The following is a 13,261-nucleotide window of genomic DNA, read 5'->3' as shown; positions in this document are numbered from 1 at the left end:
CAAACTCTTCTTTCATCGTTATTTCGTAATCGGACCAGTTACCGATACACGTACCGCAAAATTTATTTTGCGATTTGTGCGGGCGCAAAGTGAACTTTGCGGCGCTAGCGTTTCAATGTTCGATGCTTCACCCGATGCGGGGTTAAATCATTGCCGTTTCGCTTTTGTCGAGATGGTATCGCAATTTGTTTCATCGTCTATTTTACGGATGATAAAATCAGTCGCATGGTAAGCCCATCATATCATTTTACGAGGTTTAAATGGCGTCGTTTCCCGATCAAGTGAGTGTCGTGACAGGCGCCGCCAGCGGTATTGGACGGGCGCTCGCCGTAGAACTGGCGCGATGCGGTTGTCACCTTGCCCTGGTGGATGTGAACGTGGACGGCTTGCGGAAGGTTGAGGAGGAGTTAAGCCTTCTGGGTCGGCGGGTGTCGGCGCATGTTGTGGATGTTTCCAACAGCGAGCAGATGCAGAACCTGCCTGCAGAAGTCTTGCGTGAGCATGATCGAGTGGACATGTTGATTAACAATGCGGGCGTGTCTCTGGCTGGTCCGTTCGAGAGCTTCTCGATGGCAGATCTGGATTGGATCGTCAATATCAATCTATGGGGCGTGATCCATGGTTGTAAGTTTTTCCTCCCGCTCTTTCGCCAGCGCGGCGCGGGACATATCGTCAACATTGCCAGCGACTTTGGACTGTTCGGGCTTCCGACGAAAACAGCCTATTGCGCCACGAAATTCGCCATTCGCGGATTCAGCGAAGCCTTGCGGGCGGAGTTGTACGGATCAGGCATCCATCTGACCTGTGTGTATCCAGGCGCGGTGGATACGGAGTTGATCCGCGCTTCGAGGACGCTCGAATCGCAAAAGCGCGATTTGGAAGCGGCGTTCGTCGCTCAACGGGGAACGCCAGCGGAAAAAGTGGCGCAAAAGATCATTCGCGGCATCCAGAAAAGGCGGGCGCGTGTGCTGATCGGGCGCGAGACATACGCCATAGATTTTATGATGCGCTTCTTCCCGAACCTGACGCAAACTTTAGTAGGGCGGTTTCATCGTCGCATTCCGTTTTTGTAATGAGGGCGCGGACTTTGCCGATGATTTCTTGTGCCGCAAAATTCATTTTGCGATTTGCGCGGGCGCAAAGTGAACTTTGCGGTACTAGCGTTTCAGCGTTCGATATTTCACGCGATGAGATGTTAAGTCTTTGCCGAATGTTTCCTGCATAGTCGTTTTGCAATTGGACCAGTTGCCGATAGACATCTTCGATAAGGGTTTGTACTTCAAGTATAATCGGTAGAAATGAAGACCACGCAGTATTTTCAATATACTCGTCAACGTCCTGATCGCGCCGTAATTCAGGACGAATGGATCGAGCGGGTTATCCGAAACCCACTGCGTGAAGAAATTCAATCCGACGGCAGAATTCGTCGTTGGGCGCGGATCGCAGAAATGGAAAACCGTGCGTTGCGGGTCATCCTGCTTGAGGACGGCGAAACTGTTCACAATGCGTTCTTCGACCGAAATTTCAAGGAGTAAGCCATGCGTATCAAATACTTTGAAGATACAGACACCACGCTGGTTGAGCTTTCCGCCAACCCGCCTGTGGAGACGCGCGAACTAAGCGAAAATATCTATCTGGATTTGGACGGCAACGGAAACGTGGTCAGCATCACGATTGAACATGCCAGCGCATCCAGCGACATGCGGGAGTTTCTTTATCAAAGAATACCAGCGGGAATGTCCGCGTGAGATAAACCGTCCCGAAGGTTGAGAGCCTTCGGGACGGTTTTTTTTGTGCCGCAAAATTTATTTTGCGATTTGCGCGGGCGCAAAGTGAACTTTGCGGTACTAGCGTTTCATCGTTCGATATTTGACTCGATGCGGGGTCAAATCTTTACCGAATTTTCAATCATCGTTCCTTTGTCTATTCATCGAGGACGGCAACCTTGGTTTGCGGGTCGAACTTTACCTTGACAGTTTTGGCGGTGCGGAAGTAGGCGTAGCGTGCGCGGGGAAGGTGTTCTTTTATACGGGTGGTAGCGGTTTCCCCCATATATGTTATTTCCAAATCGAAAGTGACATTTCTATAGGCTGTGTTATTCATGGTGTTGGGGGCGTCCACTTTGACGATGTTTGCCGTGACAGATTCGCCGCGTGATTTGGCGCGTTGCCGCATCCAGGCAGAGGACGCGCTGGCGGCGACCTGTAAGGCTATGGAGACGGCAAACAGTCCGATGATCAACAAGCCAAAGCCGCTGAATAAGGCTCCGCTCGTAAAGAGAGAACGGATCATCGTTTCTGGGTCTTTGAAATCAATTTGACCCGCTGGCAGGCTGGCGAACATGAGGCAAAAAGGAATCCACATGACCAGCAAGGCAAGAAAACCGAATGTTCTCAATATGTTTGGGAGCCTGTACATGGATACCTCCAGAGTGTAGCGAGCGCAATTTTTGATTGGGACACACCGAAATCAAGAATTTCGTACTTTTTGCCGCAAAATTTATTTTGCGATTTGCGCGGCGCAAAGTGAACTTTGCGGTACTAGCGCTTCACGTACCGCAAAATTTATTTTGCGATTTGCGCGAGCGCAAAGTGAACTTTGCGGTACTAGCGTTTCAACGTTCGATACTTCACTCGATGGGGAGTTAGGTCTTTCCCGAACTTTTCTTGCATGAATGCTTCGTAATCAGACCAATTCCCAATATACATTTTTGCAACGGAATCGCCTTCGAAGACGATGAGGTGGGTGCAGATGCGGTCGAGGAACCAGCGGTCATGACTCACGACTAAGGCAACGCCTGCGAATTCTTCGAGGGCTTCTTCGAGGGCGCGGAGGGTGTTGACATCCAAATCGTTGGTGGGTTCATCTAAGAGCAAAACATTCGCGCCTTCGGTGAGGGTCTTGGCTAAGTGGACGCGATTCCTTTCGCCACCTGATAACACGCCGACTTTCTTTTGCTGGTCTGTGCCTTGAAAGTTGAAGGAGGCGCAATAGGCGCGGGCGTTGATTTTTCGTTTACCGAGTTCGAGCGTGTCGGCGCCTTGCGAGATTTCTTCGTAGACGGTTTTATCGGCGTCGAGCGTGCGCGATTGATCGGCGTAGGCGAGTTTGACGGTCTCGCCGATTTTGATCGAGCCGCTGTCGGGAGTCTCTTTGCCTGTGATCATCTTCAGCAGAGTCGTCTTGCCCGCGCCGTTCGGACCCACTATCCCGACGATAGAGCCTGGGGGAACTGTAGCAGAAAACCCGTCGAGAATGAGGCGGTCATCGTAAGATTTACTCACGTTATCAAATTCAAAGACGACGTCACCGAGGCGCGGACCAGGCGGGATGTATATCTCCAAATTTTCGCGGCGCGCTTCGGCTTCCTGATCCAATAATTTTTCGTAGGCGTTGACGCGGGCTTGTCCCTTCGATTGACGCGCTTTGGGCGACATGCGAATCCATTCGAGTTCGCGTTCGAGAGTCTTCTGTCGTTTCGATTCGGATTTTTCTTCGAGGCGGACGCGCTCCTGTTTTTGTTCGAGCCACGAGGAATAATTTCCTTTGTACGGAATTCCGTAGCCGCGATCGAGTTCGAGGATCCAGCCCGCGACGTTGTCCAAAAAGTAGCGGTCGTGCGTGACGGCGATGACGGTGCCTTTGTAGTCGCGCAGGTGATGTTCGAGCCACGCCACCGATTCGGCGTCGAGGTGGTTGGTGGGTTCGTCGAGCAGGAGGATGTCGGGTTCGGTGAGCAGGAGTCGGGTGAGGGCGACGCGGCGCTTTTCTCCGCCCGATAAAATGTTGATGGGCGAGTCGCTCGGCGGACAGCGCAACGCGTCCATCGCAAGTTCGAGTCGGCTGTCGAGATTCCACGCGTCGTGTTTGTCGAGCGAGTCTTGCAGTTTGGCTTGTTCGGCGACGAGCGCGTCGAAGTCGGCATCGGGTTCGGCAAACTTGGCGTTGACTTCGTCGAAGCGGGCGAGCATTTCGACGATGGGGGCGACCGCTTCTTTCACGACCTCGATGACTGTTTTCGTTTCATCGAGTTTGGGTTCCTGCTCGAGCAGTCCGACGGTGTAGCCTTTGGATTGCGAGATTTCGCCGATGTAGTCATTGTCCACGCCTGCCATGATGCGCAATAACGTGGACTTGCCCGCGCCGTTGAGCCCCAGCACGCCGATCTTGGCGCCGTAGTAGAAGCCGAGCGAGATGTCGCGCAGGATTTGTTTGTTGGGAGGGACTATGCGTCCCACTTTGTTCATGGAGTAGATTACGAGGGATTCGTTTGACATGGGGTTCCAGAGATTAGATGATTAGAGATTGGAGATTAGTAAGGCGGGCGTATTGTATCAGATGGAATGAAGAATGAAGAATGAAGAATGAGGAATGATGAATTTTTCGCTTCGTTCTTAACTGGAGGTTGGCTCGGTTTCGAGGGGATTTGTGCTACGCTGTTAGCCGCACGGGGGCATCAGATATTTCGAGTAAAATAGAAAAAATGTTTGCTTGACAGTCACGCTATTTGTGGCGATAATAGAGGCATATCCCCCAGTAGTAGTTTCGACGAACCTGGTGCGAGACCGCCTCACGGCGGTCTCTGTGTTTAAGGGCATATGAAAACAAACATCTACATTGACGGCTTCAACCTATACTATGGCTGTATCAAGGACACATCCTATCATTGGCTGGATGTGTCGAAAATGTGCGGTCTATTGCTCCCAAATGATCGAATCCACAAAATCAAATATTTCACAGCGCTCGTTTCCGCCCGCCCCAATGACCCTGACCAGCCTGTGCGCCAACAACTTTTCCTACGCGCCCTGCAAACCATCCCAAACCTTGAAATCATTCTTGGAACATTTTTATCTCACGAAGTAAAAATGCCGCTCTCGCCCATCGGAAGCGGCTATGCCAAAGTTATGAAGACGGAGGAAAAGGGTTCGGATGTCAATATTGCCACACATTTGTTGGTGGATGGTTTTAGAAACGATTACGAACTGGCGGTAGTGGTCTCGAATGATTCAGACTTACTCCTGCCGATTCAGGTCGTCACACAGCAATTCAATAAGCCTGTTGGTTTGCTCAACCCTCAAAAGCATACGAGTGTGGCGTTATTACCGCATGTTCAATTCGTCAAGAAAATTCGAGGAACGGTTCTCAAGAACAGTCTGTTCCCAGATGTGTTGAGTGATAAAGACGGACAATTCTCAAAGCCTGCGGGTTGGTAGGTCTTTATTTTCTTTCAATGAACTTGCCAAGACGGTAATAGTCATATGAACGATACGTATCTTCGCGATGGAAGAGCTCCAATCCCTTTGAAAGACATCACTTCAAAGGCTATGAGCGCTAATAAAGCAAAAAATACAACACCTGAAATCACATTACGAAAGTTGCTTTCACATGAAGGTATAAGAGGCTATAGATTAAACTGGAGAAAAGCGCCAGGAAGCCCTGATATTGCTTTTCCAAGCAAAAAGATCGCCGTTTTTATAAACGGATGCTTTTGGCACAGATGTCCATATTGCAAACCACGCCTCCCTAAAACCCACAGAAATTTTTGGGAACAAAAATTTGCCAAAAACAAAAGTAGAGATAAAGAGAAGGTCGCAACGTTACGCAAAGATGGTTGGAGAGTATTGACTATCTGGGAATGTCAAATTAAAAAGCACCCTAATCAATCGGTTGCAAAGGTCAAGAAAGTATTGTCAGTAAATTGAGGAATAGATGACTGATTTCACTGTAATAGATTTCTTCTGTGGTGCTGGTGGTTTTTCAGAAGGATTTAGGCAACAAGGTTTCAAGATAGTTGCAGGCATCGATAGTTGGAAGCCTGCAATTGACACTTTTAATTTCAATTTTGGTTTAGCTTGTGAAATGCAAAATATATTAGAGTTTGCAACTTCCATCAAACGAATCGAAGAACTGCCTGATACTGACATAATCTTAGGAAGCCCGCCGTGTGTTAGTTTTTCTTCATCGAACAAATCAGGCAAAGCTGATAAATCCCTAGGACTCAAACTTACAAAAATTTTTTTACGGATTGTCGCAGTAAAAAAATACAAACCAAAGTCCAGATTAAAAGCTTGGTTCATGGAAAATGTAACTAATTCAAAAGTACATCTTCCTAGAGAATATTCGTTTGAACAGTTAGGACTAAGCAGTTGGGCTATAGAACATAACTATGACCCCAAATCAATCGCTGTTTCCCTTGAAAACAACCGTTCGGTGCTAAACGCAGCTAATTATGGAGCGCCTCAATCACGAGTTAGAGTATTTTCAGGTGAAATCATTAAAGCAAAGAAGCATATAGCTCCCGCTTCTACTCACCAACCACCTGACCAGAACGAATCTTTGCCAAAGCACATAACACTAGAATTCATCAGAAAAAAACTACCAAGTCCAATCTCGCCAAAATCTGATAATCTAATAACTGACCCTTTATACCCAAATATCAAGATCAAAACATCAGAGCTGACCGATCAATTTTACGATACTGGTTTGTACAAGGCTGATTGGGAAGGTTCAAAGTTTCTAAAAACAAATCATCCCTATATGGGCTTTATGTTCTTTCCCGAGCGAGAAGATCGCCCGAGCAGAACAGTTACGGCTACCAAGATTGGAAATTCTCGTGAAGCAATAGTTCTTCGTTCCGAAGGCAATAGGATTGGAGACGGCGAATACAGAACCCTCACAGTTAGGGAAGCCGCTACTTTGATGGGGTTTCCTATAACCTATCAATTCATCGGTTCTGAAGGAAACAAATGGAAATTAGTAGGAAATGCAGTTTGTCCGCCGATAAGTAGAGCTTTTGCCAAAGAAGTTCGAAAAGAATATAAACTAGGAGAGTTCACAGAATACTTTCCTGTAAAGCCATTAGATACTGTACCAAATCTGAATGCGTTTCACAGAAAAGTATTCGATAACCCGCCGAAGAAAAAAAAGGGCACAAGATTCAGAAGACATCCATTCAAAGACGGAAATCTTACGGTTACTCTATCGAATTATGATATTGAAGAAAAAACCAGCGACAAATTAAAGTGGCGCACTTCTGTTCAATATGGAACAGGCGAAGGTTTTCCTGTACAGAAGTTTTCGGATGGCAATTTCAAAAAGCTGGAAAAGATCATTATTGGCTTCGAGAACGGGACAGAGTTTATTGAAATGATAAACAATGGCTTTTCAAACAAAATCGCTGACGCCGAAAAATTGCAGTCGATGTATGAGAATCAAAAAAATCAAGGGAAATATCTTAATCCAGTCGAGTTGGTTGACGCAGTTGGCGAGATCATCAATTCATTTGAGCTAGAATCGCCAAATTATGAACAAAAAAGCAATTACCCTTTAATCTATAAAAAGATTGTGCCCAAAAAACAACTTATGGCTTTGTATGCAATTAAAAAAATCTGCTCTGTCGCAAATGGAGACAAAAAATGAACAAAGAAACTCGCATTCGAAAAATACAAGAAATTATTGACAGAGAAAAGGATAACCCTTTCGGGCGTCAAGAGATTCCCTGGCAGGATGATTTAGTGCCAATGAATGTTTACAAAATTCCTTTAGATTTATTGGTCTACAATAAATACAATGGTAGGATTTTAAGCAGAACCAAATCTCTTGAAACACAAGGTCGCAAAATTGATGAGACTACACCTAAAGGAGATGAAATTATTGCAGATCTCCTTTGGAATTCTAGAGAGGACAGAAACAAAAAAACTCTCAAAAGTATCTCTGATTTTGGGCAAGAAAAAGTTGGGATCATTACAAAGGATGGAATAATCATTGACGGCAACAGGCGAGTTATGTTGCTCAAAAAATCAGGAAAATACGATTACTTCAAGGCAGTAGTATTACCAGTAACCTTAGAAGAAAACCCAATTGAAATCGAAGAACTTGAAACAAGATATCAATTAGGTGAAGATGAAAAACTTGGTTACAATGCGACTGAAAAATATCTAAAGGCAAAAGAATTATATTTGCGTCTTACAAGCCAAAAAGAAATAGATTTGAAAAATCTTGACGATGGTGCAATAACAAAGATCTCTGATTGGATGGGGGAAAATCCAGGAGAAATAGGGAAATACCTTAGAACCATGGCTGTTATGGATGAATATCTGGAGTACTTAGAGTACGATGGGATATATACTCAGCTTGATGATAGAGAAGACCAATTTTTGTTTCTCACTAAATGGTTAAACGGTTTTTATGGTGCAGAAAGCAAAAAAGCATTTGACGGTTATCAAAATGAAGATGTTGACGACTTAAAGGCGATAGCCTTTGATTATTTAAGAATTAGAAATCACTATGACGGAAAAGAGTTCAGAATTTTAGCAGATGGCAATAGCGAGAATCATTTTTTTGGAGATAAAGATATATGGCGGAGCTTTAGCAAAAAGCATTTTGAGACATTCCGTCGACTTCCTAAAGAAACCCCGATTGACTACAATTCAAATAACCTGAAAAAACACCTAGACAGTAGAGACAATGATTTTTTTGAAAGTTCGAAGTTTGACGCAGACGAAAGTAAATTTTTAGACAATCTCAATGAGCATAAAGATCGGATAAAAGACAATCAGGCTGCCGATCAGCCAGAAAAATTAGTAAGAAAAGCAACTTCGACTTTTGAAGCTATCAGAACTGGACATCCATCTTTCGCTAAGCCAGATGTTCAAAAACTGGTTAAATTGCTTGGAGAAAAAGTTTTTTCATCTTTGATGGATAAGTCACCCTCACGAGTGCTTTCTCATGTTATTGAGCTGTTGGAGTCGATTAATGTTGAGGAAATACCAGAAACAGAACTTGACGAAGTTGTTTCTAAAACCAAGAAGATACAGCAATTAAGTTATCAGATCAATAAGAATTTGTGACAATGAATATATCCATTGATGTAAATCTGCACTCGTTCATATTAAAAAGACGAGCGTCCGAATTGCTTGAAAACAAGAGATTGAAAATCTCTTTTTCAAGACTTCAGTATTCTGTCGATGCTGATGATTTGCTGATTCCTTATCAAAAAGAAACCCAGATACAAACTTTGCAGGAAATATTAAGAATCCTGACCAAGTTTGATTATGATGCAACATTATCTAGTGGTGCGGAAAAGGAAGTCGAAAATTACAACAGAGAAGAGCGATCGTTTGCAGACTTTGCCAGCGCGGCAAGGTCTATACGTAATGATGAATTTGATGAAACCCCAGACCTAGTTAAGAAATTTGACAACTTTCAAAGAACGCTTAAAAGCAGATTGGCAAGATCATTGTATCCTTTGCAGCTACTTTCAGCTTTTCACATGGCTTTTGCCCAAAATGTCTGCAACTTCTCGGTTCCAGGATCTGGTAAAACATCAATAGTATACGGAGCATATGCCTATTTAAATAGTCTCCCCCATGAAGACCCCAAGTATGTTGACAAACTTCTTGTAATCGGTCCTATATCATCTTTTGCGCCTTGGGAGAATGAATATATTGACTGTTTTGGCAAAGTTGTGAATTCTTTTCGAATATCTGGGAATAACGAGGTAACGAGGGATGGCAAGTTGGAGCATTTATATTCTTCAAAGCCTTCTGAACTCACTTTAATATTTCATGGTGGTGTGGATAATTACCTATCAGATATTATTGACTTTCTGAAAAGAAACAAAACAATGGTAATAGTGGATGAGGCGCATAGGATAAAAAATCCAGAAGGCGTCTGGGGACAAAGTGTCACAGAAATATCTAAACATGCAGTATCGAGAATAGTCCTGACAGGGACACCTGTCCCGAATGGCTATCAGGACATTTACAACTTATATAAATTTATTTACCCATTCAGATTCAAAGAGATTCTCCAATTTCATTACCAAAATCTAGAGGACATGACCAAAAATAGTTTGCCAAAAAGCGCTAGGGTGCAAAGACTGAAAGAAAATATATCTCCTTTCTTCATTCGTATCAAAAAAAAGGATTTAAATCTTCCTCCAATTCATGAAAAAATAATACCCGTCAACATGAACGTGATACAAAGAGAAATTTATGATTTTATAGAGTCGGAGTATATTCCTTCGTTTCAAAAAGATAACTCGGCGACAGCGAAGGATGTTCTTAATAGAGCAAGGCTTATACGGCTACGGCAAGCATCTACAAACCCCTCATTACTGTTTAGACCTCTACAAGAATCTCTGGAAGAATTTGACCCAGACTATAAGATCACACAAGATGCAGATGAGTATATTGGCGATTCTGAATTCATTGAAAAGGTAAAAAATTACCCTGTCCGCGAAACACCAGAAAAGTTCTTAGAAATCCTTCAACTCATTAATTCGGACATTCTTCCCAGAGGAGAAAAGGTCATCGTTTGGACGATTTTTGTTCAGAACGCAGAAGAACTTCAACTTTACTTGGAAAAAAATAAAATAACATCACGTCTTCTTATTGGGAAAATTGAACAAGCGCAGAGAGAGGTGACAATTGAAAAATTCAACAATCCTGACAATCTTGAGTTTCAAGTCGTCATCGCCAATCCCTTTTCGGTAGCTGAGTCTATTTCGTTGCACAGAGGGTGCCACAACGCTATATATCTTGAAAGAGATTATAACTGCTCCAACTTTTTGCAGTCAAAAGATAGAATTCATAGGGTTGGATTATCTGAAACCCAAGAAACAAATTACTATTATTTCATTTCAAAAAATTCTATTGACGAAGTAATTGACAACCGCTTACGCTTGAAGATAGAAAGAATGGAAGAGATTATCAATGACGAGATTCCTTTGTTCAACAGGATAGACAACGACGATGACACAGACATCATAAAAGACCTGATTGTCAATTATGCTAAAAGAACTTAAGCGTTACGATAATCTTGGCACACCATCTTATTTTTTCCAGCTACTAAAAGCCCTTAATGAAAACTCAGGGGCGGAGTGGAAATTAGATGATGTTAATCATTTGTTTTACAACAGAATCGTTGATGATAGGAAAATTTTTGATGGTTGCGTAGAACTGGCAATAAAAATCAACCTGCTATTTTTTCAAGACGGCTACTTATTCATTGACAAGAAACTCTCCGACTCATTAGAGAGCGAAACACAAATGAAGGATAGGTTTGTTGAATACCTGTTCAAGGCGCTCGTCGATGATGATGACTTTCATCAGATATTCAACTCTAAATATTTATCTTACGATATTATTTACAAATCATTTCAAATAAGTAATAGCGCATTTGGTTTTAAGTTCTCAAACTTCAAACAGTTGCTGATTGATTTTGATGTAATTAGATATCATCCTGCGCCAGAAATTAAACATTTCATAATTAATTCTCGGTTTAGAAAAATATTTGATAAAGCTGTCCTTCCTGAAATCAAAAGAAGAAAAATTGGGGTAGACGAGCTTGAAAGAGCAATGGAAGAGCAACAAGTATATGGAGAAGAAGCAGAGAAATTTGTTTTGGCATTTGAGGGAAAAAGATTGAATGGAAAAGACCGCATAGAATGGGTTGCTGAATATGTAGCAAATGAAGGCTATGATATTGCTTCATACAACAATAATTTCGATACTGAACATAATAGATTCATTGAAGTGAAATCGTATGCTGGCGATAAGCCGTATTTCTATTGGTCGAGAAATGAATTTTTGGTTGCCAAAAGAAGACGCGATAGTTATTGGTTGTATCTAGTTAATCGAGACAAGGTCGGCAACGATGAGTATGTTCCTCTAATGTTACAAGATCCTTATGAAAATGTTTTGAATGGCAGTCAATGGATTGTAGAGGTTAACAAATATAAAATAGAGTGGTCTGAGTGAAACGATATTTTCATCAAGTCCAATCCAAACGGGGGAGGGAAGGGAGGGAGAGACCTTTCCCCGATTGTGGTGATTGTTCGGCGTGTTGAGCGACCTATCCCCCCGCCCTTCCCAAATGGGAAGGGGGCTGGTTGCGTGAGGGCTGTGAAGATTTTCCAAAGGAAGGGGCTGGTCGGTTGATGATTGTGACGGCTTTCCAAGGATAGTTTTGTTTGAGGACGTCTGGGCTTCTCCCCTTTGTTCTAAAGCATTCATTTGACGTATTGCCAATTTGACACTACAATACGGGCATGCGATTCGAATGGGACGAAAATAAGCGGCTGATCAACATTCGCAAACATGGCATTGACTTTGCCGACGTCCCTTCGATATTCGAACTCGATACCGTCACTGTCATTGACGAGCGCTTTGAATATGGCGAAACGCGCTATCAAACGCTTGGGTTGCTAAAGACCCGCATCATTATGGTTGTCCACACCGAATCTGAAACGGTTATCCGTATCATCTCCGCCCGAAAGGCAAACAAATATGAAGAAGAAACCTACTTCAACGAAATCTCAAACTGATTTTGTTCGTCTCGACAAAATGAAGGACGAAGACATTGATTATTCCGACGCGCCAGCGATTACGCCTGAAATGTTTGCAAAGTCCATTGTGCGGCGCGGTCTAAAGCCGCGCACAAAAACGCAACTGACCTTGCGTGTGGATAGCGATGTATTGGAATGGTACAAAAAGCAGGGACGCGGCTATCAAACAAAAATCAATCTATTATTGCGCGCATACATGCAAGAACATCAGAGATAGTTATTTGAGTGCGTGCCAGCATTTTCCTATTCTCGTGCATGCATCGTAATAGACCTTTCCCCAAATGCGGCGATTGACGACTTTCCAAGTCAATGTTTTGTTTCAAGTTGGTATTAGCTTCTCCCCCTTGGGGGAGACGGGAGAGGGGTTAAAATGACAACATTGTGCCAGTCAAAAACATCATCCCAGGTCAACGCGTCACAAAAGAAAAACTTCAACGCGACCCCTCTGTCCCTCGGACATCTCCCCATTTTCAAAGAGCGAAAATAGGGAGAGCCGCCGCGAGATGACGCCTGCCGAGAAACCGCGAAGCGTGTGGCACGAAGTCCGCGCGAAGAAGTTGGGGATTCGGTTTAGGAGGCAACAAGTCATCGCGGGATTCATTGTTGATTTTTACTGTCACAAGGCGGCGTTGGTTGTGGAGGTGGATGGGGATATACATGACCTGCAACAAGAGGAAGATGCCAGGCGGGAGAAAGTGTTGACTGAGATGGGGTTGAGGATTGTCAGATTCGGGAATGATGAGGTGATGAGGAGTTTGTCCGCGGTGGTGGGGAGAATCAGAGAGTTGTAGGGCGATTGCATCTAAATTGAGGTAAAAAAGGGCTATCTTGAAGGAGGTAGCCATGACAAAGAAGCCATTGGAGGCGATCGCCGAGCATTTTAGCAAAGTGAGCGATCCGCGGGTGGATCGA

At 43.8% G+C, this 13,261-nt stretch carries 14 protein-coding genes; 12 read left to right on the top strand and 2 right to left on the bottom strand.

Features of this window, described 5'->3' with window-relative positions; all coding sequences use genetic code 11:
* Nucleotides 1–260 precede the first annotated feature (260 nt).
* The 3 genes from AC16KF_RS06340 to AC16KF_RS06330 all read left to right on the top strand — a co-directional run bounded on the left by AC16KF_RS06340 (nt 261) and on the right by AC16KF_RS06330 (nt 1,748).
* A complete protein-coding gene (locus AC16KF_RS06340) occupies nt 261–1,073 on the top strand; it encodes an SDR family NAD(P)-dependent oxidoreductase (RefSeq protein ID WP_484036458.1) in 813 nt (270 codons plus the stop codon).
* 225 nt (nt 1,074–1,298) lie between these two features.
* Nucleotides 1,299–1,535, top strand: a complete 237-nt coding sequence (locus tag AC16KF_RS06335) for a hypothetical protein (RefSeq protein WP_484036457.1) — start codon at nt 1,299–1,301, stop codon at nt 1,533–1,535.
* 3 nt (nt 1,536–1,538) lie between these two features.
* The gene (locus AC16KF_RS06330) at nt 1,539–1,748 is read left to right on the top strand and encodes a DUF2283 domain-containing protein (RefSeq protein ID WP_484036456.1); all 210 of its coding nucleotides are present in this window, start codon (nt 1,539–1,541) and stop codon (nt 1,746–1,748) included.
* 175 nt (nt 1,749–1,923) lie between these two features.
* On the opposite strand, the gene AC16KF_RS06325 is transcribed toward AC16KF_RS06330, so the two are convergent.
* Both AC16KF_RS06325 and ettA read right to left on the bottom strand, forming a co-directional pair.
* On the bottom strand, nt 1,924–2,418 hold the full coding sequence (locus AC16KF_RS06325; RefSeq protein ID WP_484036455.1) for a hypothetical protein: 495 nt from the start codon (nt 2,416–2,418) through the stop codon (nt 1,924–1,926).
* A gap of 188 nt (nt 2,419–2,606) precedes the next feature.
* Entirely contained in the window at nt 2,607–4,277 is a 1,671-nt protein-coding gene (gene ettA, locus AC16KF_RS06320) for an energy-dependent translational throttle protein EttA (RefSeq protein WP_484036454.1), read from the bottom strand.
* Between the two features lie 321 nt (nt 4,278–4,598).
* Between ettA and AC16KF_RS06315 the strand changes: the two genes are divergently transcribed.
* The 9 genes from AC16KF_RS06315 (at nt 4,599) to AC16KF_RS06275 (ending at nt 13,140) form a co-directional block, all read left to right on the top strand.
* Complete coding sequence (locus tag AC16KF_RS06315; protein ID WP_484036453.1) at nt 4,599–5,213, top strand: NYN domain-containing protein; 615 nt, start codon at nt 4,599–4,601, stop codon at nt 5,211–5,213.
* Between the two features lie 45 nt (nt 5,214–5,258).
* Nucleotides 5,259–5,702 carry a very short patch repair endonuclease gene (locus AC16KF_RS06310; protein ID WP_484036452.1) on the top strand — a complete coding sequence of 148 codons (444 nt, stop codon included), beginning with the start codon at nt 5,259–5,261 and terminating at the stop codon, nt 5,700–5,702.
* 7 nt (nt 5,703–5,709) lie between these two features.
* Entirely contained in the window at nt 5,710–7,419 is a 1,710-nt protein-coding gene (locus AC16KF_RS06305; RefSeq protein WP_484036451.1) for a DNA cytosine methyltransferase, read from the top strand.
* On the top strand, nt 7,416–8,849 hold the full coding sequence (locus AC16KF_RS06300) for a hypothetical protein (RefSeq protein ID WP_484036450.1): 1,434 nt from the start codon (nt 7,416–7,418) through the stop codon (nt 8,847–8,849). Before AC16KF_RS06305 ends, AC16KF_RS06300 begins: the two co-directional genes overlap by 4 nt.
* 2 nt (nt 8,850–8,851) lie before the next feature.
* Complete coding sequence (locus AC16KF_RS06295; protein ID WP_484036449.1) at nt 8,852–10,807, top strand: DEAD/DEAH box helicase; 1,956 nt, start codon at nt 8,852–8,854, stop codon at nt 10,805–10,807.
* Nucleotides 10,791–11,762, top strand: coding sequence for a protein NO VEIN domain-containing protein (locus AC16KF_RS06290; RefSeq protein ID WP_484036448.1), 972 nt, complete (start codon nt 10,791–10,793; stop codon nt 11,760–11,762). Before AC16KF_RS06295 ends, AC16KF_RS06290 begins: the two co-directional genes overlap by 17 nt.
* Before the next feature lie 290 nt (nt 11,763–12,052).
* The gene (locus tag AC16KF_RS06285; RefSeq protein ID WP_484036447.1) at nt 12,053–12,328 is read left to right on the top strand and encodes a BrnT family toxin; all 276 of its coding nucleotides are present in this window, start codon (nt 12,053–12,055) and stop codon (nt 12,326–12,328) included.
* On the top strand, nt 12,291–12,566 hold the full coding sequence (locus AC16KF_RS06280) for a BrnA antitoxin family protein (protein WP_484036446.1): 276 nt from the start codon (nt 12,291–12,293) through the stop codon (nt 12,564–12,566). The genes AC16KF_RS06285 and AC16KF_RS06280 overlap by 38 nt, the downstream gene beginning before the upstream one ends.
* Nucleotides 12,567–12,807: 241 nt before the next feature.
* Complete coding sequence (locus AC16KF_RS06275; RefSeq protein ID WP_484036478.1) at nt 12,808–13,140, top strand: endonuclease domain-containing protein; 333 nt, start codon at nt 12,808–12,810, stop codon at nt 13,138–13,140.
* Nucleotides 13,141–13,261 lie beyond the last annotated feature (121 nt).

It is taken from the genome of Candidatus Defluviilinea gracilis (assembly GCF_057138825.1).
This window is presented reverse-complemented; position numbering and strand designations above follow the sequence as displayed.